The following is a 23399-nucleotide window of genomic DNA, read 5'->3' on the forward strand; positions in this document are numbered from 1 at the left end:
GACAACGCGTCCAAACAAGATGCTAGAGTGGTGCATGGACTGGCTCGGATTCACCATCGTCGTCCTCTGCCTCCTGGTCTCGGCGTTCTTCGCCGCGAGCGAGACCGCGCTGACCGGCGCCTCGCGCTCCAGCATGCTCAGGCTCTCCAAGCAGGGCAATCACGACGCCGACGTCGTCTCGCAGCTGCTCGACATGCGCGAGCGCCTGATCGGCGCGCTGCTGCTCGGCAACAACATCGCCAATATCGGCTCCTCCGCGATCGCCACCGCGATATTCACGGCCTGGTTCGGGGATGTCGGCGTGCTCTATGCGACCGGGGTGATGACGGCGCTGGTCGTGATCTTCGCGGAGGTTCTGCCGAAGACCATCGCCATCAACGCGCCGGACCGCGTGGCGCTTGCGGTCGCACGCCCGATGCGGCTGACCATGTACGTGCTGGGGCCGCTGCTGCGCATCGTGGAAGTCATTGTGCGCCTGTTGCTGCGCCTGTTTGGCCTCGCCGGCGAGCATCAGGCGATCCTGTCGCCGACCGAGCGCCTGCGCGGCGCGGTCGACCTGTTGCACCACGAAGGCAAGTTCGAGAAGCATGATCGCGACATGCTCGGCGGCCTGCTCGATCTGCGCGAGCTCCAGGTCTCCGACGTCATGATCCATCGCACCGAGATGATGATGATCAATGCCGATTTGCCGCCGGAAGAGCTGGTGCGCGAGGTGCTGGCGACCGAATACACCCGAATCCCGCTGTGGCGCGAGAAGCCCGAGAACATCATCGGCGTGCTCCACGCCAAGGATCTCCTGCGCGCGATCCGCGCCTCCGACGGCGACACCTCGCGGATCGATGTCTCCACCATCGCGCTGCCGCCCTGGTTCGTGCCGGAGATGCGCCCGGTCTCCGAGCAGCTCAAGGCGTTCCGCCGTCGCAAGACCCATTTCGCGCTCGTCGTCGACGAGTATGGCGAGGTTGAAGGGCTCGTGACGCTGGAAGACATTTTGGAAGAGATCGTCGGCGACATCTCCGACGAGCACGACGTCGTGGTCGCCGGCGTGCGCGCCCAGCCGGACGGCTCGGTCGTGGTCGACGGCTCGGTGCCGATCCGCGATCTCAACCGCGCCATGGACTGGCACCTGCCCGACGAGGAGGCGACCACGGTGGCCGGCCTCGTCATTCACGAGGCCCGCTCGATCCCCGACCGCGGCCAGAGCTTCACCTTCCACGGCTTCCGTTTCCGCGTCCTCCGCCGCGAACGCAACCGCATCACCGCGCTCCGTATCTCACCGGTGCCGCGCGAGGCGGAGCTGGAGGAGGCAAAACCGAGGAGGGCCGGGACGTCGTTCTAGCCGCCACAACCGTTGTCATCGCCCGCGAAGGCGGGCGATCCAGTATTCCAGTGGCGCGCGGTGGGATACGGATGGGCCGCGGCGTACTGGATGCCCCGCCTGCGCGGGGCATGACGGCGAGTTAATTGGGTCGCTCTACCCTTCCCCCGGCGCCTTCGCGTGGATCGCGAGCGCGTGGACGCCGCCGGCGAGTTCCGCCGCCAGCGCCGAATTTATCATGCGATGGCGATCGACCCGGCTCTTCCCTTTGAAGGCCTCAGACACGATATACACACGGAAGTGCGTCTCGCCGCTTGGCCGATGGCCGGCGTGGCCTTCATGCAAGTGCGACTCGTCGACGACCTGCAGGCTTTCCGGCCTGAAAGCTTCTTGCAACCTGTTGCTGATAGTGTCTCTGATAGCCATGTGTGTGCCATTAAGGTGCGCGATCGCACCCCGTCAATACCCGGGAGTCCCAGGTAATTGCGACCGGGTTTCTAGCTAATTGCAATGTCAAGACTTGAAGGTTTTTGCATTGCGTAGTCAAAGGCAGCCATGCCGATCGATTCATCAAAGTTCTTCGACTCCATCCGCGTCAAGCCGCGCGGCAAGCAGCCGGAAGCGAAGCCGCGCGAGACCGTGGTCGCCTGCGAATGGACCGGCTGCCAGAACAAGGGCAGCCACCGCGCGCCGAAGGGGCGCGAGAATTCGCGCGAGTACTGGCACTTCTGCCTGGAGCATGTCCGCGAGTACAACCAGAACTACAATTTCTTCTCCGGCATGAATGCCGATGCGGTCGCGCGCTACCAGAAGGATGCGCTGACCGGCCACCGACCGACCTGGAAGATGGGCGCCAACGGCGGCAAGAAGGCTTCGGAAGCCGAGATCGATGGCGCCTTCGATCCGTTCAGCATGTTCAGTGAGATCAACGGCCGCGCCAGCTGGCGCCGCGGTCCCGAGGCTCAGCCCAAGGCCGAGACGCGCAAGGTGATGAACGCCGAGCGCAAGGCGCTCCAGGTCATGGGCCTCGGCCCCGACGCCACGCTCGCCGACGTCAAGACCAAGTACAAGGCCCTGGTGAAGCAGCATCACCCCGATGCCAATGGCGGCGACCGCTCGACCGAAGACCGCCTGATCGAGATCATCAAGGCGTATAATTATCTGAAGACGGTGGTGCGGGAGGCGTAAGGCTACGCCTCCGGGAAGGACAGTTCGCAAACCAGTCCTTCCGGCTTCCACCACCGGGTCACCCGTCCGCGCAAGGTCCGGATGATGCCATCGACCGTGCCGATGCCAAAGCCCTTGCGCGTGGGCGGCTCATCGACCCTGGGACCGCCGCGCTCCGACCAGTGCAGCACGAGAGGTTCTGCACCATTGGTCTCCCAGCGGATCTCGAGCCGGCCCGAAGGCGTCGATAGCGACCCGTATTTGGCGGCGTTGGTCGCAAGCTCGTGCACGGCGACCGCGATCGATTGGGCGAGCGTCGCCGGCAGCCGGATGTCGTCTCCAGTGATGCTGATACGTTCGCCGTCTCTGCCTGCGTAGGGTCGGAGTTCGTCTTCGACGATGGTCTTCAGGCTCGCACCGGTCCAGCGCGACGCCGAGAACAGCCTCTGCACGTTGGCAAGCGCACTAAGTCGACCTTGAAACGCGGCCTGGAATTCTGCAGCGGTCTCGGCCTTCGTCAGCCGCAGCATCGCCTGCGTCACCGCGAGCAGATTGTTCGAACGATGATCGACCTCGTAGGCGAGGAGCATCATCCGCTGCTCGGCCTGCTTGCGAGCCGTGATGTCGACCAGCATGTTCACCGCGCCGACCAGTCGGCCGCGTTCGTCGCGCAGCGGCGTCGGATATGGCATGAAGCAAATCCGTGAGCCGTCCGGCCGTTCGGCCACGGCCTCGACGTCGCGCACCGGCCGGTTCTGCTTGAGCGCGATTGCCATGGGGCACTCATCATGGGGGAGCGGCGTGCCGTCGGGCAGATAGAGCTTCCATGTCACGCACCACATCGCGCCGACCTCTGGCGTCCGTCCGGCAAAATCGATGCAGGCTTGATTGAAGAAGGTGATGCGGCCTTCTGCGTCGGTCGTATAGATCGCGGCGGGCAGCGCCTGGAGCAAGTCCCGGAATCGCCTCTCGGAATCCGCGCCGCCAGCGCTCCTGCTCGCTGCTTGCCTCGCGATCTCGCCGATCCTGGCCTCGTCCGAATGTCCAAGCAAGTCCAGCATCGCGTTCCTCTGCGGGGCCAGCTCATGCAATTCGCCGGCCGCGCATTCGTTCCACAGTGCTCGCCGGAGACGTATAGACCCTCCTCAACCTGTCGTAGATTAGGACTTCGCCTGCACGACAGCGGAGTGGGAGCTCCGCTGTCGCCTTTCTCTTAGTCCTCAGCCGCGTAGCCTGGATGGAGCGTCAGCGTAATCCGGGTCTTTCTCACACAAGCGACTTTCCTGGATTTCGCTTCGCTCCATCCAGGCTACTTCATCATTCCTTCGGCATGGCCCCCACATAGGACGAACTCGGTCGGATCAGCCGTCCCGTGCGCTGCTGCTCGCGCGCATGCGCGGTCCATCCTGCCGCACGCGCCACCGCGAAGATCGGCGTAAAGGCCTGCCTCGGAATTGCGAGTGCATCGAGCAGGATGGCGGTGAAGAACTCGACATTGGTCTCCAGCGGCCGGTCTGGGTTCTTCTTGCGCAGCGCGCTACGGATATACGCCTCGACCTCGCCGGCAAAGGGCAGGTCGGCGCCATTGGAAGCCAGTGCCTCGATCGCGGTCTTCAGCACGTCGGCACGCGGGTCGCGCACGCGATAGACGCGGTGACCAAAGCCCATCATCCGCTCGCCGCGTGCCAGCGCCGCATCGACCCAGCTCTGGATGCGTTCGCGCGAGCCGATCGCATCGAGCATTTCCAGCACCGGCTCCGGCGCGCCGCCATGCAAGGGGCCGGTGAGCGCGCAATAGCCCGCGGTCACGGCGGCGAACAGATCGGCTTGCGTCGAGGCCACCACGCGGGTCGTGAAGGTCGAGGCATTCATGCCGTGGTCGCAGACGGTGACGAGATAGGCATCGAGCGCGGTGACCTCGCGCGTTGCAGGCGCCCGCCCGTGCAGCATGCGCAGCGTGTCGGCGGCGTGGCTCATGCTGGGATCGGGCGCGACCGGCTCGAGCCCTTTTGCGCGGCGGACCAGCGCGCCCGCAATGACCGGAAACGCGCCGACGATGGTGGCCTCGTGCTCCAGTCCATGTTCGGCGCGAAGTCCCGCGACCGCCGCACGAAACCCGTCGACGATGCCCATGCCTTGTGTCGCCGGCAACAGATCCGGCAATCGCGCGAAGGCGCGCTCGCGCGCGGCCCCCAGGCTCGCTCGCACATTGGCTTCGCTTAAGCTGGTCTTGCTGGCGCCGTTCCAGAGCCGGGCGGTGACGCCCTCGAAACTCGATTTGGCGGCGAGGCTGCCGACATGCTCGCCGGCGATGATCAACTCGCCGCGCTCGCCATCGACATGGCTCAGCACGGTCTCGGCCGCGGGAACGCCGTCCAGCCCGATCTGGCTTTTGGTGAGGTGGATGTTCATGGCCCAAGCTCCTGTTTGACGCATGGGAAAGGTCGGGCCTCTCGACAGATTGATCAATCTTGATTATATAAATCAATATGAAAAATTCCAGCGAGCTCTACCTCTCCGCCCGGGAAGCCGCCGCCGAGCTCGCGATCTCGCCAGCCACGCTCTACGCCTATGTCAGCCGCGGCCTGATCCGCTCCGAGCCGACATCGGATTCCCGCAAGAACCGCTACCGCGCCGAGGACGTCCGCGCCCTGAAGGAGCGCCGGGTGCCGTCGCCGGAGCCGAGGGGCCTGCGCAGCTTCGACGCCGACCTGCCGGTGATGGATACGGAGATCTCGACCATCACCGAGGAGGGCGCGATCTACCGCGGGGTCAACTGCGTCGATCTCGCCGAGAACGACACGCTGGAGCACACGGCGACGCTGCTGTGGGACGTCTCCGGCGTCGATCCGTTTGATCCGGACAATCAGCCCCTTCTTTCAGAGGAGATGCGGACGATCGGGCAGGCCGCGCGGCGGGCGGCGCCGATCGACCGCGCCATCGCCGTGCTCGCCCTGGCCGCGAGCGTCGATCCGCGCGCTTTCACCCGCGCGCCCGATGGCCGCGCCCTGGTCGGCGCGCGCATCGTCCGCCTGTTGGTCGCGACCATGCTCAATGCCGAGCCGTCGGCCGAGCCGCTGCATCAGCAGGTTGCGAAAGCGTGGGCGGCCGACAACAAGCATGCTCCCGATCTGATCCGCCGCGCGCTGGTGCTGCTCGCCGACCATGAATTGAACGCCTCGACCTTCACCGCGCGCTGTGCCGCCTCGACCGGTCTCAATCTCTATGACGCAGTGATCGCCGGCCTCGCCGCGCTGAAAGGGCCCAAGCATGGCGGCGCCGGCGTGCTGGCCTCGCAACTCGTGAAGACGCTGATCGATCGCGACGTCGAGCCGATGGTGCGCGAGCGCGTCGCGCTCGGCGAGCGCTTTGCCGGCTTCGGCCATGGCGTCTACAAGCGCGGCGATCCCCGCGCGCAATCGCTGCTGAATGCCTTGTCGCGCGCCGGCGCACCGCGAAAGTTCACCCGCGAGGTGCCGGAGCGGATCGCGGAGGCGACCGGCGAGTTCGTCAACATCGACTATGCACTCGCCGTGCTCGTGCACGCCCTGCGCCTGCCCGCCGGCAGCGAGCTCGCTCTGTTCGCCATGGCCCGCAGCGTCGGCTGGATCGCCCATGCCAGTGAGCAATTGCAGTTCGGCAAGCTGATCAGGCCGCGGGCAAGGTATGTCGGGCCGGCGCCGGGACGGAGGGCGGGGGGTGTTGGTTAGGGACGTTGCGAGAGCGGCCCTCTCCGCCGTCGTCCTGGCGAAAGCCAGGACCCATACCGCGGAATCTACCGATGCGGACGCTAGGAGTACCGAGCGCCTAATCTTCGCCAAACAACGCCTTGGGGTAATGGGTCCTGGCCTTCGCCAGGACGACTCGAGGGAAAGTCCTCAACCCCGCGGCTTCGCTTCCGCGACACCGCTGCCGTGCCTTCGGCGGATGAACCAGAGCCCAACGCTCACCACGATCGCCACGGCCACCACGGTCAAAATCCAGATGTGCTTGCCGACATGCCCATGATGATGCAGCCCGGCATATTCATGCAGCGCTGAGACCGCCAGCACGCCCGGCAGCACATGCGCGGGGGCCCAGGCCAGGATCGCGGGGATGTTCACCGCGTAAAACTTCGCTGGCGCCATGCCGAGCGCGCCGGCGGTAACAGGCACGAAGGCGCGGATCGGGGGCACGAAGCGGGCAAAGAACACCGCCCAGGTGCCGAAGCGATGGAAGAAGCTCTCGCTCTGCGCGACCAGGCGCGGATAGTTGGTCAGCGGCCAGGTATCGAGGATCTCGCGTTGCTGCCGGTGCCCGATCCAATAGGCCGATCCGTCCCCGAGCACCGCGCCGAGTGCGGCCGCCAGCAGCACCCAGGGCAGCTTCAGCTCGCCGCCCGGAACCAGCGCGCTCAGCGCCAGGATGATGGTCGAGCCGGGGATCACCGACCCCACGACCGGGACGGCTTCGAGCAGTGCCGCCAGGAACAGGGTCAGATAGGCCAGCCACGCATGGGCCGAGACGAAGGCGATGAGGGGATCGAGGAAGGATGTCACGTCGTCTCTGTGGTGGGCTGGAGCATCGGAATTCAGACCCTACATAGGTAGGCACATGCGGCAACAGTGCCATCCGCGCAGGCAGCGGCGTCAACCGCCCGAGATTCGAGCGTGATTCGCAAGGCAGCCCTCCAAAAACTGCGTTCCTTGCCTATCTAAATGAAAAGACAACGGAACTTTGATTGGTACCCGGGCTTCTGCCGGCCACTTGTCTCTGATAGGTTGATTTTCAGCACCCAGCCGCAGCCAACGTGCAAATAACCGGTTTCGGGACCGCCCGGGACCGCCCGGGACCTCGGAGGATTGATGACGACCGCCGCCCTGTCCAAAGTTGAGGAAGTTTCCGGCCAGCCCGACATGAAAGTGTCGGTGCGCCAGGTGTTCGGGATCGACAGCGATCTCGAAGTCCCGGCCTATTCCGAAGTCGATCCTCATGTGCCCGAAGTGGATTCCGACTACCGCTTCGACCGCGCCACCACGCTCGCCATTCTCGCCGGCTTCGCCAAGAACCGCCGCGTGATGGTGACCGGCTATCACGGCACCGGCAAATCCACCCATATCGAGCAGGTCGCCGCGCGCCTGAACTGGCCCTGCGTGCGCGTCAACCTCGACAGCCACATCAGCCGTATCGACCTCGTCGGCAAGGACTCGATCGTGGTCAAGGACGGCAAGCAGGTCACCGAATTCCGCGACGGCATCCTGCCCTGGGCGCTGCAGAACAACGTCGCGCTGGTGTTCGACGAATACGACGCCGGCCGCCCGGACGTGATGTTCGTGATCCAGCGCGTGCTGGAGGTCTCCGGCCGCCTGACGCTCTTGGACCAGAACAAGGTGATCAAGCCGCATCCGGCGTTCCGCCTGTTCGCCACGGCGAATACCGTCGGCCTCGGCGACACCTCGGGCCTCTATCACGGCACCCAGCAGATCAACCAGGGCCAGATGGACCGCTGGTCGATCGTCACCACGCTGAACTATCTCAGCCATGACGAGGAAGTGGAGATCGTGCTGGCCAAGGCCAAGCACTATCGCACTCAGGAGGGCCGCGACATCGTCAACAAGATGGTGCGCCTCGCTGACCTCACCCGCAACGCCTTCGCCAACGGCGATCTGTCGACGGTGATGAGCCCGCGCACGGTGATCACCTGGGCGGAGAATTCCGACATCTTCGGTGACATCGGCTTTGCCTTCCGCGTCACCTTCCTCAACAAATGCGACGAGCTCGAGCGTCCGCTGGTCGCCGAGTTCTACCAGCGCTGCTTCAACGCGGAGCTGCCGGAATCGGCGGTGAACGTGGCGCTGAGCTGAGGTTTGATGTCGTCCCGGCCTAGTGCGCAATTGCGCACGGGAGCCGGGACCCATACCGCGTGATGTCTCGATTGAAGCGACGCTGATAGTTTCCTGACCCAACGACGGCCGGTGGTTATGGGTCCCGGCTTTCGCCGGGACGACGGATTAAGGTGATATGACCACCTCCAACTCCAAATTCCGCAGCAACAAGGAAGCGCCGACCGAGCCGTTCAAGCGCTCGGTCGCCTCCTGCCTGAAGGCGATCGCGAAATCGCCCGAGCTCGACATCTCATTTGCGGCCGAGCGCCCGGGCCTTGCGCCCGGCAAGGCGCGGCTGCCCGAGCCTGCGCGCAAGATGACTAGGCGTGACGCCGCGATCGTGCGCGGCCATGCCGATTCCATCGCGCTCAAGCTCGCCTGTCACGATCCGAAAGTGCATCGCAAGCTGATGCCGGGCAATCCGCAGGCGCGGGGCGTGTTCGAGGCGGTGGAGCAGGCGCGGGTCGAGGCGATCGGCGCGCGCCGCATGGCGGGTGTTGCCAAAAATCTCACCGCGATGCTCGACGATCACTTCCATCGCGGCAAGTTCGACGAGATCACCGACCGCGCCGATGCGCCGCTCGCCGATGCGCTGGCGATGCTGGTGCGCGAGCGCCTGACCGGCATGGCGCCGCCCACGGCAGCGAAGAAGATGGTCGATCTCTGGCGTCCGATTCTCGAAGACAAGATCGGCAGGCGGCTCGACCGGCTCGACGGCGTCCTCGAGGACCAGACCCGGTTCGGCGATGCCGTGCATGATCTGCTCTCGGCGCTCGAGCTCGGCGACGAGCGCAACGCCGATACCGAGGACAATGACGAGAACGACGAGAACCAGGACGGCGACAACGACCAGTCCGGCGCCGAGGGCTCGCCCGATTCCGACGCCGCGCAAGAGATGAGCGCCGACCAGGCCCAGGCGACCTCGGAGGAGATGAGCGAGAGCGCGATGGAAAGCGCGCAGGCCTCGACCTCGGATACGTTCGACGACGGCGAGCTCGGCGACGACGAGACGCCGGGCGAGGCGACGCGGCCGAATTCGCGCGGGGCCAATGAGCCGCGCGGGCCGGAATATCACGCCTTCGCGCCCAAGTTCGACGAGGTCATCGCGGCCGAGGATCTCTGCGACCATGACGAGCTGGAGCGTCTGCGCGCCTATCTCGACAAGCAGCTCGCGCATCTGCAAGGCATCGTCGCTCGCCTCGCCAACCGGCTGCAGCGCCGCCTGATGGCGCAGCAGAACCGCGCCTGGGAGTTCGACCTCGAAGAGGGCATCCTTGATCCCGCGCGGCTGTCGCGCGTCGTCACTGATCCCTATCACCCGCTGTCCTTCATGCACGAGAAGGAGGCGACGTTCCGCGACACCGTGGTGACGCTGCTGCTCGACAATTCCGGCTCGATGCGCGGACGCCCGATCACGGTCGCCGCGACCTGCGCCGACATTCTCGCGCGCACGCTGGAGCGTTGCGGCGTCAAGGTCGAGATTCTGGGCTTCACCACCCGCGCCTGGAAGGGTGGGCAATCGCGCGAAGCCTGGCTGGCCGCCGGCAAGCCGGCCAATCCCGGTCGCCTCAACGATCTCCGCCACATCATCTACAAGTCCGCCGATGCGCCGTGGCGTCGTGCGCGAAAGAATCTCGGCCTGATGATGCGCGAGGGCCTCCTGAAGGAGAACATCGACGGCGAGGCGCTGGACTGGGCGCACAAGCGCCTGCTCGGCCGGCCCGAGCAGCGCAAGATCCTGATGATGATCTCGGACGGCGCGCCGGTCGACGATTCCACGCTGTCGGTCAATCCCGGCAACTATCTCGAGCGGCACCTGCGCCACATCATCGAGGAGATCGAGACCCGCTCGCCGGTCGAGCTGATCGCGATCGGCATCGGTCATGACGTGACGCGCTATTATCGCCGCGCGGTGACGATCGTCGACGCCGAAGAGCTCGGCGGCGCCATCACCGAGAAGCTCGCCGAACTCTTCAGCGAGACCAACACCGTGCCGACGCAAGCGCCCGGCCGGCCGCGCCGCAAATTGCATTCGTGAGCAACCATCAATCCCGCCGCAGCTTTCTCGGCCACGCGGCGGCGGGATTTTCCTTTCTGACGATGCCGCGATTGGCGCAGGCGCAGTTGCAGCCCGCGACCGAGCCGCCGCCGCGCGCCCTCCAGCTCGAGCACGCCGTCGCCGCGCCGGTCAGCGTCGAGGTCAACGCACGCAGCATTCCCAATTTCGAGCCGCGCGACCGCGCGCGCACGCGCTTCGGCTCGCTGGATTTTCGCAGCGGCCTGGTGCTGACCTCGCCCTATCGCGGTTTTGGCGGCCTGTCCGGCCTCCGCTTTCTCGACAACAAAGGTGAGCGCTTCCTCGCGATCTCCGACCAGGGCGGCTGGTTCACCGGCACCATCCGCTATTCCGGCCGCGAGATGGTTGGGCTCGCGGACGTCGAGGCCGCGCCGCTGCTCGGTGCTGACGGGCGGCCGATCACGGACAAGCGGCTCTGGTACGACAGCGAGTCGCTCGCGCGCGACGGCAACCTCGTCTATGTCGGGCTCGAGCGCGTCAACCAGATCCTGCGCTATGATTTCGCCAAGGGCGGCACCCGCGCCCGCGGCGAGGTGATCGCGGTGCCGCCTGCGGTCCGCAAGTTGCCCTACAACAAGGGGCTCGAAGCGCTCGTCGTCGTGCCCAAGAACCAGAACCAGGTGCTCGCGGGCACGCTGATCGCCTTCTCCGAGCGCGGGCTCGACGCCGACGGCAATCTCGTCGCGTTCCTGATCGGCGGCCCGACGCCGGGCCAGTTCAGCGTGCGGCGCTCCGAAAACTTCGACATCAGCGACGCGGTGCTGCTGGCCTCGGGCGATCTCCTCATCCTCGAGCGCAAATTCTCGCGGTTCACCGGCGTCAACATCCGCATCCGCGCGATCCCCTTGAAGGGAATCGCGCCGGGTGCGCTGGTCGACGGCCTCACGCTGTTTTCCGCCGATCTCGGCCACGAGATCGACAACATGGAAGGCATCGACGCCCATGTCACGGCCGAGGGCGACACCGTGCTGACGCTGATCTCCGACGACAATTTCTCGATGCTGCAGCGGACGTTGTTGCTGCAGTTCACACTGGTGGAGTAGCTGTCGTCCCGGCGAAGGCCGGGACCCATACCGCGAGGTCCATCGATCGCGGCGAGTAGGAGTACCGAACGGCCAATCTTCGCCAAACTCCTCCCTGTGGTTATGGGTCCCGGCCTTCGCCGGGACGACGGCGGAGGGTGTGGTGGCGCCGTGCGACAAACGAGAGCGCAATGCATGGCCCCACGGGCCGCCATTCCCGCCGCGCGCCTAGCATTCCGCCGCCCGCTCACTACACTCCCTGCAGCATCCTCCATCCCCTGGAACTCCCGCATGAGCGCCCTGTTTTCCCCGATCAAGCTGCGCGGACTGACGTTGAAGAACCGCGTCGTGGTGTCGCCGATGTGCCAATATTCGGCCGATGACGGCGTCGCCACGGATTGGCACTTCACCCACATCAACAATCTCAGCCTGTCGGGCGCGGCGATGTTCTGCATCGAGGCGACGCATGTCGAGGCGATCGGCCGCATCACGGCGGGCTGCCTCGGGCTCTACAGCGATGCCTGCGAAGCCGCCTTGAAGCCGATCCTCCATTCGGTGCGCAAGCATTCCTCCACCGCGATCGGGATGCAGCTTGCCCATGCCGGCCGCAAAGCCTCCAGCGCGCGGCCCTGGGAGGGCGGCCAGCTGATTCCGATCGAGCAGGGCGGCTGGCAGGCGGTTGCGCCATCAGCCGTGCCGCACAAGGAGGGCGAGGCCGCCCCGCTGGCGCTCGACGCCGCAGGCCTCAAGCGCATCCGCGAGGCCTTCGTCGATTGCACCAAGCGCGCTGCGCGGCTCGGCATCGATGCCATCGAGGTCCATGGCGCGCACGGCTATCTCCTGCATCAGTTCCTGTCGCCGATCTCGAACAGGCGCACCGACGACTATGGCGGCTCGCTCGAGAACCGCATGCGCTTTCCGCTGGAGGTGTTCGACGCGGTGCGCGCCGCATTCCCCGCTGACAAGCCGGTGGGCATGCGGGTGTCGTCGACCGACTGGGTCGAGGGCGGCTGGGATCTGACGCAGACCATCGCCTTTGCCAAGGCGCTGAAGGCACGCGGCATCGACTGGATCGATGCCTCCTCGGGCGGCGTCTCGCCGCTGCAGAAGATTCCGCTCGGCCCCGGCTATCAGGTGCAGTTCGCAGAGGCCATCAAGCGCGAGACCGGATTGCCCACCATCGCCGTCGGCCTGATCAGCGAAGCCAGGCAGGCGGAAGAGATCGTGGCCAGCGGCAAGGCCGACATGGTCGCGCTCGCCCGCGGCATGCTCTACGACCCCCGCTGGGCCTGGCACGCCGCCGCGGACGTCGGCGGCGAGGTCGAAGCCCCGCCGCAATACTGGCGCTCGCAGCCCTCGACGCAAAAGGCGCTGTTCGGCAGGACCACGTTCGGGGCGCGGTGAGTTCTTCACCAATCCGGGTGAGGGGTGAGACGCGGTAGCTGTGCAGCAATCATCGGTGTCGTCCTGGCGAAGGCCAGGACCCATACCGCGTGATCTCTCGATTGTAGAAGGTAGGCGTACCGAACGACCGGTCTTCGCCAAACCACTCCCTGTGGTAATGGGTCCTGGCTTTCGCCAGGACGACGGCTGAATGTGTGGCGCACCCCTCACACCCCTCACGCATCCGTAAAACTCCTCGCCTTCCACCCTCCCCAAAACTGGCCTAACCTGTCTCCTCAACGCCTCACGGAGGCCGGCCATGCGGTTTGGTGTTCGCAAAACTGCCCATGTGTTCGAGCGCGTGGGTCTTGCGATGGCGGGGGCGGCGTGCGGATTGTTCGTCGGCGCCTATGTGGGATCTGCGATCTCCTCGCTCACCACGCAGGGGTTCCTGTTGGTGATGATGGTGCTCGGCTTCATCGGCTTCTATCTCGGCATCGACACGCCGCAAATGCCCTTCGACGATGCGCACAACGCCATCGACGCCGCGGAATTTCTGAGCTCGGCCGGCACGCTCTGCGCCACGCTCACCGCGCTCGCCTCCGTCGCCGTCATCGTGCTCCGGCTCGATCCGCACATCAACTTCGCCTGGCTTGCTCTCTTCGGCTGGTCCGCCGGCGTCGCCATGCAGATCGTCGCGGGCGCGAAGGCCAGGATGCGGAATTAGGCTTTCCGACCCTCCCCTGGAGGGGGAGGGTCGGCTCATATTGAGCGCAGCGAGATATGAGACGGGGTGGGGTGACGGTCCCTCCGCGACGTACGGTGCCCGAGTGGAGAGATCACCCCACCCCGCTCGCGCTTCGCGCGATCGACCCACGGGCGAGCTACGCTCGTCCCGGACCCCTCCAGGGGAGGGTAAGCACGCAGCCCCTAAAACACCACGCCCACCCGCGTCCCGCGCTTCCACGCGATGCGGCAGCGCTTCTTGGTGTTGACGTGCAGCAGCTCGAACCGATCGGGGATGCTCACCTGTCCGCCGAGATCGACGCAGGCCCCGCCGGGCGAATAGTCGATCAGCGTGCAGGGAATCACGGGCGCACGCGGGTCGGTGATGATCTTGGCCTGGCGCGACACCAGCCCCGAAGGCTTCACGCGGGCATATTTGCGCGGATAGTGCGGCACGTCTCCTCCAGCTCCGCTGTCTCGCGGGGATCGGACGCGATGATGGAACAGAGTTGATGCGATCCCGCTAAGCCGGGCCGAAGAATTTTAATGAAAAGCTGCTGCGACTGCAGAAAGCGGCGGTAGCGGGGTGCGGTGGGGGGCTCCGCTTGCTGCCACAAACTCCACCGTCGTCCTGGCGAAGGCCAGGACCCATACCGCGGAATTTATCGATGGCGTGCAGTAGAAGTACCGGACTGCGGATCTTCGCCAAACCGCTCCCTGGGGTAATGGGTCCTGGCTTTCGCCAGGACGACGGCGGGGTGTGTAGCGCGAGCCTGCCTCTTCCACCGTCATTGCGAGGAGCTCGTGCGACGAAGCAATCCAGACTGCTTCCGCAGCGGCAGTCTGGATTGCTTCGCTGCGCTCGCAATGACGAGCGGTGAGAGCGGAGCCCCCTCACACCCCCTCCATCTCCCCCGCCACCTCCGCATGCTGCGGCCCGACCGGCATCGGCACCGTCACAAAATCCTTCGGCAGATTCACCGGCCGATAGTCCGGCTCCACCGCCATCCGCTTCACCACGCTCTCATGCACATGCGCGCCTTCGGGGATGACGCGCGGCTCGCTGTCGGGAAAGTAGAAGCCGAGCGCCACCTTCCGCTCCGGCCATTCCTTGTATTTCGCGCTCTTCGGCAAATACTCCAGCAGTCGCCAGCCCGCCGTCATAGAGTTGTGCAGCACGCCGGTCTTGCCGGTGAAGGCGGGCGCGACATAGCTGAACGGTGAGTTCTTGCGCTGGATGCCGAAGGCGAGCTGGTTCACCGTGCGCGGGTTGAAGTTCAGCCCCGCCTTCGCGGCCTCCTCGATCATCCAGATCAGCGGATATTTCGATTCGCCGCTCTCCGCCTCCGGATAGCCGCCGCCGACGTCGCTGTGCACGCCCGCGAACCATACCTGCAGAATGTCCTGCGGCTCCTTCTTCTCGTCCGGCACGTAGCGATTGCGCCAATACTCCTGCGGCTCCCTGTATTGCTTCAGGCGGAACATGCAGCGCCGCTCGTCGATCGCGACCGCCTGGCGGAAGATCTTGACGCTCGGATTGCGCAGCGTGAAGGCGAGCTCCTCGAAGCTCGGCCAATACAGCCGGTCGGCGCGCGGCACGATCACGCTCGCCACCGTATCCCACACGCCGATGAAGTGGATGGTCGGCCAGCGCGTCGAGGTGATGCGCGCGAACTGCGCGGCGAGATCGAATTGGTCCTTCGGCAGCGGCCCCTGCTCGTCGACAGCGACGTCTGCGAGGTCTTCGACGTCGTTGCCGCGCCCGGTGCCAGAATATTGCTTGTAGGCGATGAGGCCCGAGCCTGCGAGGTTCACCTGCTCCGGCGAGATCAGCCCGACCTTGTGGATCAGCCCCGCCAGCACCCGCACCGTATAGGCCCCGCGCGAGAAACCGAACAGGTAGATCTTGTCGCCCGGCGCATAATGCTGGACCAGGAAGCAATAGGCTGACAGCACGTTGTCATCCAGCCCGTAGCCGGTGGCGAGCCCCAGCACCAGGTTGATATTGGCCTTCCAGCGATTCCACGTCGTCGGCTCCGTCACCGTGCCGACCCCGGGATCGTAAAACACCATCTGCCGCGGCTGCGTCTTGTCGGTCTTGCGCAGGCAGCGATAGAGCTTCAGGACGTTGGAGATGTTCTCGCTGATCTCGTTGCCGGTGCCGTCACAGCAGATGACGATGTTCTTCGGCTCTGGCTTGGTGGTGTGGGCGGGTTCCATGGGATGCGCCTCGAGGTGATGCTACCGGGGCGAGTATAGCGGAAATGGACGGCGGCGAGCAGCCGAAGGCGGCGTCGCCAGCATTTTGCCCCATCTCTCACCTGTTGACATTAACAACTTGTTAACCATGCCGTCGCCTAATGTGGACGAGTGGGGGATCACCATGTCGGCCCATGTGACGCGACCGAAATTGATGCCTGTTTCGGCCGATCCAGCCTTTCGTTCGCTTGCCAGGCTGGCGGTTCGCGCCAAGGCCGTCCTACAGACCAAAACGGCTGTCGTACGGAGCAAAGCCATGTTTGGAAAGGACGACTTAGTGGACAATCTCAGCCGCGATCTCGATCGCGCGCGCGGAAGACGCGATGCACTCGCATCCGAAGCCACGACCCTGACGGCCCAGATCGCCGAAATTGAAGCCCGCCTTTCGGAGGAGAAGAAAAGGCGGGAGCGTGAGCGCGTCTTATGCGAGATCGAAGCGATCAAAACCCGAATCAAGCAAGCCGCCGGCGCGTTTACACCCGTCGTCGATGGTCTCTCCAAGGCGATCGAGTCGGCTGCGGCCGTCGTGCCCGAGGCGCGCGAGCTCAATAGTTTCCTGGTGTCGGTGGCGACCGAAATCGACAGCGTGCTCGATCCCCTGTTGCGCGAACTGGATCAGCGCGCGGATGCGGTGCGAACCGGGCACGTCGCGCTGGACCTGCCGAGCTCGGCCAATGAAGCGCCGCCCATCGAGCTGCCGAAAGACAGCAACGAACGCCTGCTTCGTTTTCCAGCATGGCTGTCTCGCGACAAGGAGACGGACAAGAAGGAAACAGCGGAGAGCCCGCGCAGCACGGCAGCGTGAGCGATCGGCGCGCTGCGCCGCTTAAGAAGCTCGTCTGCAGATCTGACATTCGGAGTTCGCCGATGAAATTCCCGTCGGCGGCGCCGGCGCGCCGACGGCATGCGTCGACGGACTCCGGAAGGCGATGAGTGTTGGTTGAATCGCTGCAAGCCGAGAGCTCAGACCACCTCTCCCGGAGGGAGAGGTCGGAGCGCATCGAAAGATGCGATCCGGGTGAGGGGGATACGGTCTCACTGAGCGCCGCGGCCCCTCACCCGGATTGCTCAGGCGCGCAATTGCGCGCCATGGCAATCCGACCTCTCCCCGCTGGGGAGAGGTGGACCTCCGGCCGAACCTGATTTCATCGCGCTTTGGAGCCGCGTAGCAGCGGTCCATATCCGGCGTTGGAACGAGTAACCCCCCTCCTGCCACCGCTCAGTTGGCGGCGCGGCGCAGGAAGGCGGGGATATCGAGAACGGCCTCGTCGGGCGCATTGCGCGCAGCGGTGCGGCCGTAGGGATCGAGCGGCCGGTCGGTCGCGTGGCGCGCATGTTCCAGGCTCGGCCTTGTCGGTGGTCCCACGGGGTGGTGCGGGTTGGAGCGGAGCGGCGGGCTTTCCACTTGCGGCAGGGGGGCGCTGCGCTCGATGCGATCGGCGATGCGGCGGCCGTCGTTGCGCAGCCGGCCGGCGAGCTGCGTCAGGGCGGTTTCCACCGGTTGCGCCTGCGGTGCCGGGTCGAGATTATCTATACCGGTTGCCACCACCGAGACGCGGACGATGCCCTCGAGGCTGTCGTCAAACGACGCGCCGACGATGATGTTGGCGTCCGGATCGGCCTCGTCGCGAATGCGGGTCGCGGCTTCGTCGACCTCGTACAGCATGAGATCCTTGCCGCCGGTGATGGAGATGATGAGGCCACTGGCGCGCTTGATCGAGGGATTCTCGATCAATGGATTGGAGATCGCGGCCACGGCGGCGGCAAGCACGCGCTTCTCGCCGGAAGCCTCGCCCCGTCCCATCATGGCCTTGCCCTTCTCCTTCATGACGGAGAGGACGTCGGCAAAATCGAGGTTGATCAGGCCTTCCTTGACGATGAGATCGCTGATGCAGGCCACGCCCGAATAGAGCACCTGGTCGGCAAGGGCGAAGGCGTCGGCGAATGTGGTCTTGTCGCTGGCCACCCGGAACAGGTTCTGGTTCGGGATGATCAAGAGGGTGTCGACCGTCTTCAGCAACTCCTCGATGCCGGCTTCGGCAAAGCGCATGCGGCGCTGGCCCTCGAAGTAGAACGGCTTGGTGACCACGCCGATGGTGAGGATGCCGAGCTCGCGCGCGGCCCTGGCGACGATGGGGGCGGCCCCGGTGCCGGTGCCGCCACCCATGCCGGCCGTCACGAACACCATGTGTGCGCCGGTCAATTGATCGCGGATCGTATCGATCGCCTCTTCGGCTGCGGCGCGTCCCAATTCCGGCTGCGAGCCGGCGCCGAGGCCTGCGGTCACCTTTGTGCCGAGCTGGATCAGGTGCCTCGCCTTCGACATGGCCAGCGCCTGCGCGTCGGTATTGGCGACCACGAACTCGACCCCTTGCAGCCCGGCCGTGATCATGTTGTTGACCGCATTGCCGCCGGCGCCGCCGACCCCGAACACGACGATGCGGGCCTTCATTTCGTGGATATCGGTGATGCCAGTCATGCTTCCCTCGTGATTGCTCCGGCATGCCGGGGATGGAGAAAGTTTTCGAGTGCTACCTGCAAGCCGCGCGGTCTGCTTGCACGATCGCAGCGGCCAGATGTCCCAATCGACGCGCGGCTTGTCCTGAGATCGCGCCGCCCGCCCGGCGACCGGTCCGCAAGTCCGCCACTTCGTCTTCCAGTCGTGCCGCCCACGCATTGGCTGCCGCCGTCTCGGCGGCCGCCTGCATCAGCTCGACTTTGAGCCGGTCGGCACGCTCGCGCTCGCGCTCGAAATCGACCCGGGTGTTGGCTGCCACTGCTTCGAGCCGCGCGATCTCCGCCTTGAATGCCTCGATCTTGAAGGCCTCGATCTTTGCCAGGGAGGCATCGATCGGGTCTGCCCGGCGGCCGCGTCGTGGGCGGGGCGTGTAGCGGAGCTCGGAGAAATCAACGCTCACCAGGGCCTTGCCGTCCTCCGACCGCGAGCGCGGCCACCGACGGCGTCTCGCCAGCGAACGCGCGGCCTCTCGCGAGATAGCGAGGCGGGCACTGAGATCGGCATACGTCAACAACTCAACGCACATCGGCGCTTCTCCTGGAGCGAACCGGGAAGGCATTTCGAGCTAATGATGGCTGGACGATTGCCGCAGGCTAGGCTGCGTTGGTTAATGGACGGTTAACGCGCGAGGGGCGCTGTTTACGAGGGCCATCGCCGTGCCGACGGCGGGGTCGTAGGGCAGCATCTGCCGCGGCTGGTCCTGTCCGTCTTGCGCAGGCAGGAATAGAGCTTCAGGAGGTTGGAGATGTTCTCCGCGATCTCGTTGCCGGTGCAGTCGCAGCAGATGATGAGGTTTCTCGGTGTGTGCTCCATGGGGTGCGGCTTGGGGGGATGCGACCGGGGCGAGTACGACGGAAAACAAAGAACAAGATGAGAATGTGTGACTCTCAATTCGGCAATTTTCGTTTGAACTCGGATAGCACTTAATACCAGAACGGCTTGCCCGCTGTTGCTCTAGCCTTCGACACTACCAACGACCTATTGTCAGTCGAGATTTGGTAATGCAACGCTAAATTGTTCTCGCGAATCTCCTAAGATCGAGCGCGGGCGATTCACCAAGCGACGGCGGCGCAAAACCAAAGGGATGAGATGTATCTAGCCGAATTGTCTATTAAGAATTTTCGTCGCCTAAGCGATACCACTCTCAGATTCGTACCCGGTCTCAACGTTCTCGTCGGTCCCAACAATATTGGTAAGAGCGCAGTTGTCGACGCGCTCAGGGCGCTGTTGGCCGGTGCCGACGATCCTTATCCGAGATTCGATAAAGACGACATCCATATTCCCAAGAGCGGCGCACCAGAGACGGAGATTCGCTTTGAGTATATCTTCAGGGACTTGAGCCTCGAGGATGAGGCGGACTTTCTTCATGCGCTGCGCAAGGGCTCGGACGGAGCGATTGAAGCAGTGCTAGGGGTCAGTTATGGCGAAATTGATAAGGTCGGACGCCTGCGTCCACACAAATGGTGTGGCGAGTATAAAGACGTTTCAATAAGTTCAGGAATGCTGGAGAATCTACGAAGCGTCTATTTGCAGCCACTGCGCGATGCCGAACAAGGCCTAAAGCCGAGCAGAACAAGTCAACTATCCAGACTTTTGCAGCTTCTTACCGACGAAGCTGGCAAGACAACAATTGCCGATGCTTTGAAGAACCTCGATGCAGAATTGAAGGCCAAACAGCCCATCATTGATACGCAGAGCGCAATCACAAAGCGTCACGTGTCGATGCTTGGCAGCAAGTTGGCCCAGATTCTCGAAGTGGGTCTGAGCGCGAGCGACTTTCACAAGCTGGCATCTCGTTTGTCGATCGTAGTTGATTCTCTCGAAATCGATAGTAATGGCCTAGGGTACAACAACCTAATCTTCATGGCCGTAGTCTTGAGCGAACTTGCCAAGAATGCTGACGCGGCCTATCGCAGTCTCATTGTCGAAGAGCCAGAAGCGCACCTGCACCCACAATTGCAAGCGGTCCTTCTCCGTTATTTGTCCGATATGCAATCAACGGCGGGTGAGCAGCCGGTGCAGGTTTTTGTAACGAGCCACTCGCCAAACTTCGCAAGTATCGCGAAATTATCGTCGATCGTCTGCCTTGTTGATGGAACGGCAAAGGTCGAAGCCTTTCATCCAAGGGACGCAAAGTTTGGAAAAGGAAAGCGGGAGAAGCTTGAACGATACTTAGACGTAACAAGGGCTGAATTGTTCTTCGCCCGCCGAGTAATATTCGTTGAAGGCGCGGCTGAGTTGATGATGATCAATTTGCTAGCAAAGCGACTTGATGTTGATTTGAGGGATCACGGCGTAAGTTTGATTAGCGTCGAGGGGCTAAATTTCGATTCATTTATGCCGCTGTTCGGATCGGGCGCAATCAGAATTCCGGTGGCGGTTGTAACTGACGCTGATCCGCAGAAAAGCACCGGGGCTGATGGTTCGACGGAGGCAATTTATCCAGCGCCTGGCGACGTCATCTCTCTATCGGGCAATGCGACAGCGATGAAAGAGAACGAAGATGACTTCGTGAAAGTATTCTGTGGCCTAAAGACTTTTGAGTACGATTTTGCCCTCCATGAAGCGAATAGAGGGGCAATGGTTGCGGCCCTGAAAGATCTGCATCCCAAGATAGGAGCGCAGTTGGCGATCGATGTCGCTGCAGAGACCGGCGATGCCGCGAAGGCTAAGGTGCTCTTCCGGGGCATGTTTGAGCGCTCTCAGAACAATGTTCAGAAGGGACGGTTTGCGCAAGCGCTTGCGGCCAAAATAGAGGAAGAAAAGCTACCCATTGTCATCCCTGCTTATATCGCCGATGCAATCAAGCATGTGGTCGGCACATGAGCGATCTGTCATCCGACCAGAGGGACGTCGTCGAGCTTCCGCTCGGCCCAATATGTGTGACCGCTTGCGCCGGCAGCGGCAAGACGAGGACTGCGGTTCATCGCCTGTACCGGATGCGCCAGTCCTTGTCAGACAGATGTGGAATTGTTGCGCTTCTCTCCTTCTCAAATGTGGCTGTCGATACTTTCAGAACGGACTATTTCGCGCTGACTAGGAGCGAGTCTATTGGGGAGCGATCTTCGGCGGTTGAAATCGAAACCGTGGACGGCTTTCTTACTGCTAATATTCTGCGTCCGCATGGCTACAAGGCAATGGGTTGCAATCGAACTCCTTTCCTTGTGGGCGGATCGGAGCCCTTTCTGAAGGGGTTTAAGGTATTTGGCGGCGTCAGATCGCATGAAATCGGAAATCTCAATGCTAACGTGAGAAACGGAGCCTTCGAGTTCAGTTGCGACGAAGGCTACGCATCGGTCCCTATCCCTTCGACAAACGCGAGGAAGGTGATTGACAAGCTCGGCGCAGTGGGAGCGTACACTCATTCGCTCGGACGATATTGGGCCATCCGAACGCTAGAGCGCGATCCTTATCTGCTGCGCGCTCTCTCGCGACGTTATCCTCATATCCTAATTGACGAAGCGCAGGATATTGGCCCTGAGCACCAGTTCCTTCTGGAGATGCTAATTAAGAACGGCAGCCAGCTATCGCTCATTGGAGACCCGCATCAGGGGATCTATGAATTTTCAGGTGCGGATGGGCACTTTCTCAATGCATACAGCGCGCGCGAAGGGGTTTCGCCTCATAGCCTTACGGTAAATTATCGGTCCGTGCCGATTATTGTGGAGGTGGCTAACAAACTCTCGGGACGCTCGGATGCAGCCGATAGAGTCCCACCTTCGAGTCTGAATGGCGCCTATTATATTCCGTACAAGAAAGCGGAGAAGGACAAGCTATTGGAGGCGTACAAGAGCATGCTTGCGTCTGCCAATGTTGCTGCCAAGGATGCTTCAATCGTATGCCGAAGTACAAACTGGGTGGAGGAGTGGCGGGGTGGCGGCGAGGCGCAGGGCCAAGGAATTATTAGATCGTTTGTAGAGGCCACCATAAGGCGCGACAAATTAGGCCGGTTTGACGAGGCCTTTGACAAAGCCTGTAAGGGTATCGTCGGCTTGTTGGGACAAGAACATGGGGATCTTGTTTCAGTTTTGAAAAGAGGTGTGCCCCGTGCCACGGCAGTTCCGCTGCGGAGAGCCATCTGGTCATTCGTGCGAGATGCAGATAGCGGGTTGCCCTCCGGAAGGTTGCTCGCCAAATCGGAGTGGCATCCCCTGTTGAAGGCTCGTCTGCTTGTGCTGCTTGAGCGTTTGGTGACTGATTTTTCGCTCACACTAGCGGACAGCATCGGCCAGAAATTGGCCAACAAAGCCTTGCTCGATACTCCGATAACTGAATTATCTGATCTCGTTAGTAGCCAAGGCGAGCCTGTGCATGTGTCTACGGTTCATCAAGTGAAGGGCGAGAGCATTGGCGCTGTTATGTACGTTGCTGACAGAGGGCAGGTGCGGAATATGCTCGACGGAACACGCACCGAAATCGGCCGGATTGGGTATGTTGCCGTTACACGCGCACGCAATCTGTTCGTCCTTGCGGTGCCTGAGAATTGCATCGGGGATTTTGAATCTGAGCTCGTTGCGTGCGGATTCTCCAAGGCGGGTTCATCCTAAACGAGCGGTACAAGCGACTAAGGTGAGGATTTCAAATCTCTCACGGGGCTCTGCCCCAAACAAAAACGGCCGGATCTTCCGATCCGGCCGCCACTCAAACTCTTACTGGCCAAGCCTACGCCACGAGACGCAACTTAGCCCCCGCCCGATTCCAAAATTCTCTTAGCTCGCCTTCTTGACCGGCGCGGTGTCGCCGACCTTCTTCTGGATGGCGCGCTTCAGCTCGAGGGCGCGCGGCGACAGGGCGTCGGTCTTGGCCTTGAGCAGGAAGGCATCGAGGCCGCCATTGTGGTCGACGCTCTTGACCGCGGTGGTGGAGACGCGCAGGCGCACGTTGCGGCCCAGGGCTTCCGAGATGAACGTCACGTTGACGAGGTTCGGCAGGAAGCGGCGCTTGGTCTTGATGTTGGAGTGGCTGACCTTGTGGCCGACGAGGGGGCCCTTGGCCGTCAGTTCGCAGCGGCGAGACATGGCAAAAATCCTTATCCTAAACCCCCAACGATTTGCGGCCGCCATTC

General features: G+C 63.3%; 20 protein-coding genes and 1 pseudogene. 11 read left to right on the top strand and 10 right to left on the bottom strand.

From position 1 onward, the window contains the following. Positions 1–34: 34 nt before the first annotated feature. The gene (locus BLV07_RS30700) at positions 35–1339 is read left to right on the top strand and encodes an HlyC/CorC family transporter (protein ID WP_091893423.1); all 1305 of its coding nucleotides are present in this window, start codon (positions 35–37) and stop codon (positions 1337–1339) included. Positions 1340–1474: 135 nt separating this feature from the next. On the opposite strand, the gene BLV07_RS30705 is transcribed toward BLV07_RS30700, so the two are convergent. Beyond that, positions 1475–1744, bottom strand: a complete 270-nt coding sequence (locus BLV07_RS30705) for a BolA family protein (RefSeq protein WP_091893424.1) — start codon at positions 1742–1744, stop codon at positions 1475–1477. Positions 1745–1873: 129 nt separating this feature from the next. Here BLV07_RS30705 and BLV07_RS30710 point away from each other — a divergent pair, with 129 nt between their 5' ends. Continuing rightward, positions 1874–2506, top strand: coding sequence for a J domain-containing protein (locus BLV07_RS30710; RefSeq protein WP_091893426.1), 633 nt, complete (start codon positions 1874–1876; stop codon positions 2504–2506). Between the two features lie 2 nt (positions 2507–2508). Here BLV07_RS30710 and BLV07_RS30715 read toward each other — a convergent pair whose 3' ends face one another. Continuing rightward, positions 2509–3546 carry a sensor histidine kinase gene (locus BLV07_RS30715; protein WP_091893428.1) on the bottom strand — a complete coding sequence of 346 codons (1038 nt, stop codon included), beginning with the start codon at positions 3544–3546 and terminating at the stop codon, positions 2509–2511. Between the two features lie 256 nt (positions 3547–3802). After that, a complete protein-coding gene (locus BLV07_RS30720) occupies positions 3803–4897 on the bottom strand; it encodes a citrate synthase/methylcitrate synthase (RefSeq protein WP_091893430.1) in 1095 nt (364 codons plus the stop codon). 77 nt (positions 4898–4974) lie between these two features. Here BLV07_RS30720 and BLV07_RS30725 point away from each other — a divergent pair, with 77 nt between their 5' ends. Next, positions 4975–6195: a citrate synthase family protein gene (locus BLV07_RS30725; protein WP_091893432.1), complete on the top strand. Its 1221-nt coding sequence runs from the start codon at positions 4975–4977 to the stop codon at positions 6193–6195. 168 nt (positions 6196–6363) lie between these two features. Here BLV07_RS30725 and BLV07_RS30730 read toward each other — a convergent pair whose 3' ends face one another. Further along, positions 6364–7023: a DedA family protein gene (locus BLV07_RS30730; protein ID WP_091893434.1), complete on the bottom strand. Its 660-nt coding sequence runs from the start codon at positions 7021–7023 to the stop codon at positions 6364–6366. Between the two features lie 306 nt (positions 7024–7329). On the opposite strand from BLV07_RS30730, the gene cobS reads away from it, so the two are divergent. The 5 genes from cobS to BLV07_RS30755 all read left to right on the top strand — a co-directional run bounded on the left by cobS (position 7330) and on the right by BLV07_RS30755 (position 13558). Further along, complete coding sequence (cobS, locus tag BLV07_RS30735; protein WP_091893436.1) at positions 7330–8328, top strand: cobaltochelatase subunit CobS; 999 nt, start codon at positions 7330–7332, stop codon at positions 8326–8328. 157 nt (positions 8329–8485) lie between these two features. After that, positions 8486–10387, top strand: a complete 1902-nt coding sequence (gene cobT, locus BLV07_RS30740; RefSeq protein ID WP_091893438.1) for a cobaltochelatase subunit CobT — start codon at positions 8486–8488, stop codon at positions 10385–10387. Further along, positions 10384–11469: an esterase-like activity of phytase family protein gene (locus BLV07_RS30745; protein ID WP_091893440.1), complete on the top strand. Its 1086-nt coding sequence runs from the start codon at positions 10384–10386 to the stop codon at positions 11467–11469. The genes cobT and BLV07_RS30745 overlap by 4 nt, the downstream gene beginning before the upstream one ends. A gap of 270 nt (positions 11470–11739) precedes the next feature. Next, on the top strand, positions 11740–12852 hold the full coding sequence (locus BLV07_RS30750; RefSeq protein WP_091893442.1) for an NADH:flavin oxidoreductase/NADH oxidase: 1113 nt from the start codon (positions 11740–11742) through the stop codon (positions 12850–12852). A 298-nt stretch (positions 12853–13150) separates the two neighbouring features. Continuing rightward, positions 13151–13558 carry a hypothetical protein gene (locus tag BLV07_RS30755; RefSeq protein WP_091893444.1) on the top strand — a complete coding sequence of 136 codons (408 nt, stop codon included), beginning with the start codon at positions 13151–13153 and terminating at the stop codon, positions 13556–13558. Between the two features lie 203 nt (positions 13559–13761). On the opposite strand, the gene BLV07_RS30760 is transcribed toward BLV07_RS30755, so the two are convergent. After that, positions 13762–14013 carry a PilZ domain-containing protein gene (locus BLV07_RS30760; RefSeq protein WP_091893446.1) on the bottom strand — a complete coding sequence of 84 codons (252 nt, stop codon included), beginning with the start codon at positions 14011–14013 and terminating at the stop codon, positions 13762–13764. Between the two features lie 438 nt (positions 14014–14451). Beyond that, positions 14452–15777, bottom strand: coding sequence for a T6SS phospholipase effector Tle1-like catalytic domain-containing protein (locus BLV07_RS30770; RefSeq protein ID WP_091893450.1), 1326 nt, complete (start codon positions 15775–15777; stop codon positions 14452–14454). A 163-nt stretch (positions 15778–15940) separates the two neighbouring features. Here BLV07_RS30770 and BLV07_RS30775 point away from each other — a divergent pair, with 163 nt between their 5' ends. Next, positions 15941–16621 carry a hypothetical protein gene (locus BLV07_RS30775; protein ID WP_091893452.1) on the top strand — a complete coding sequence of 227 codons (681 nt, stop codon included), beginning with the start codon at positions 15941–15943 and terminating at the stop codon, positions 16619–16621. Between the two features lie 414 nt (positions 16622–17035). Here the strand turns inward: BLV07_RS30775 and ftsZ are convergent, their stop codons facing one another. From ftsZ to BLV07_RS46635, 3 genes and pseudogenes are all read right to left on the bottom strand, one after another. After that, positions 17036–18295 carry a cell division protein FtsZ gene (gene ftsZ / locus BLV07_RS30780; RefSeq protein WP_091893454.1) on the bottom strand — a complete coding sequence of 420 codons (1260 nt, stop codon included), beginning with the start codon at positions 18293–18295 and terminating at the stop codon, positions 17036–17038. A 52-nt stretch (positions 18296–18347) separates the two neighbouring features. Beyond that, entirely contained in the window at positions 18348–18860 is a 513-nt protein-coding gene (locus tag BLV07_RS30785; protein WP_176945868.1) for a hypothetical protein, read from the bottom strand. A gap of 129 nt (positions 18861–18989) precedes the next feature. After that, positions 18990–19147 (bottom strand): annotated as a pseudogene (locus BLV07_RS46635) (phospholipase effector Tle1 domain-containing protein); the annotation flags it as partial. Positions 19148–19423: 276 nt separating this feature from the next. Between BLV07_RS46635 and BLV07_RS30790 the strand changes: the two are divergent. Then, positions 19424–21160 carry an ATP-dependent nuclease gene (locus tag BLV07_RS30790; RefSeq protein ID WP_091893459.1) on the top strand — a complete coding sequence of 579 codons (1737 nt, stop codon included), beginning with the start codon at positions 19424–19426 and terminating at the stop codon, positions 21158–21160. Next, positions 21157–22881 (top strand): UvrD-helicase domain-containing protein, encoded by a 1725-nt coding sequence (locus BLV07_RS30795; RefSeq protein ID WP_091893461.1) that lies wholly within the window; start codon positions 21157–21159, stop codon positions 22879–22881. The genes BLV07_RS30790 and BLV07_RS30795 overlap by 4 nt, the downstream gene beginning before the upstream one ends. Positions 22882–23043: 162 nt before the next feature. On the opposite strand, the gene rpmB is transcribed toward BLV07_RS30795, so the two are convergent. Then, positions 23044–23352, bottom strand: a complete 309-nt coding sequence (gene rpmB, locus BLV07_RS30800) for a 50S ribosomal protein L28 (RefSeq protein ID WP_091893463.1) — start codon at positions 23350–23352, stop codon at positions 23044–23046. Positions 23353–23399 lie beyond the last annotated feature (47 nt).

It is taken from the genome of Bradyrhizobium sp. Rc2d (assembly GCF_900099855.1).
In the GTDB taxonomy this organism is placed as follows: Bacteria; Pseudomonadota; Alphaproteobacteria; order Rhizobiales; family Xanthobacteraceae; genus Bradyrhizobium.

Excerpts from the sequence above, each read along its gene's own strand:
- BLV07_RS30710 (WP_091893426.1), top strand. The coding sequence starts at position 1,874 with ATGCCGATCGATTCATCAAAGTTCTTCGACTCCATCCGCGTCAAGCCG.
- BLV07_RS30770 (WP_091893450.1), bottom strand. The coding sequence starts at position 15,777 with ATGGAACCCGCCCACACCACCAAGCCAGAGCCGAAGAACATCGTCATC.
- BLV07_RS30715 (WP_091893428.1), bottom strand. The coding sequence starts at position 3,546 with ATGCTGGACTTGCTTGGACATTCGGACGAGGCCAGGATCGGCGAGATC.
- BLV07_RS30795 (WP_091893461.1), top strand. The coding sequence starts at position 21,157 with ATGAGCGATCTGTCATCCGACCAGAGGGACGTCGTCGAGCTTCCGCTC.
- cobS (WP_091893436.1), top strand. The coding sequence starts at position 7,330 with ATGACGACCGCCGCCCTGTCCAAAGTTGAGGAAGTTTCCGGCCAGCCC.
- BLV07_RS30785 (WP_176945868.1), bottom strand. The coding sequence starts at position 18,860 with ATGTGCGTTGAGTTGTTGACGTATGCCGATCTCAGTGCCCGCCTCGCT.
- BLV07_RS30720 (WP_091893430.1), bottom strand. The coding sequence starts at position 4,897 with ATGAACATCCACCTCACCAAAAGCCAGATCGGGCTGGACGGCGTTCCC.
- BLV07_RS30755 (WP_091893444.1), top strand. The coding sequence starts at position 13,151 with ATGCGGTTTGGTGTTCGCAAAACTGCCCATGTGTTCGAGCGCGTGGGT.
- BLV07_RS30790 (WP_091893459.1), top strand. The coding sequence starts at position 19,424 with ATGTATCTAGCCGAATTGTCTATTAAGAATTTTCGTCGCCTAAGCGAT.
- rpmB (WP_091893463.1), bottom strand. The coding sequence starts at position 23,352 with ATGTCTCGCCGCTGCGAACTGACGGCCAAGGGCCCCCTCGTCGGCCAC.
- BLV07_RS30750 (WP_091893442.1), top strand. The coding sequence starts at position 11,740 with ATGAGCGCCCTGTTTTCCCCGATCAAGCTGCGCGGACTGACGTTGAAG.
- BLV07_RS30700 (WP_091893423.1), top strand. The coding sequence starts at position 35 with ATGGACTGGCTCGGATTCACCATCGTCGTCCTCTGCCTCCTGGTCTCG.
- cobT (WP_091893438.1), top strand. The coding sequence starts at position 8,486 with ATGACCACCTCCAACTCCAAATTCCGCAGCAACAAGGAAGCGCCGACC.
- BLV07_RS30705 (WP_091893424.1), bottom strand. The coding sequence starts at position 1,744 with ATGGCTATCAGAGACACTATCAGCAACAGGTTGCAAGAAGCTTTCAGG.
- ftsZ (WP_091893454.1), bottom strand. The coding sequence starts at position 18,295 with ATGACTGGCATCACCGATATCCACGAAATGAAGGCCCGCATCGTCGTG.
- BLV07_RS30725 (WP_091893432.1), top strand. The coding sequence starts at position 4,975 with ATGAAAAATTCCAGCGAGCTCTACCTCTCCGCCCGGGAAGCCGCCGCC.
- BLV07_RS30775 (WP_091893452.1), top strand. The coding sequence starts at position 15,941 with ATGTCGGCCCATGTGACGCGACCGAAATTGATGCCTGTTTCGGCCGAT.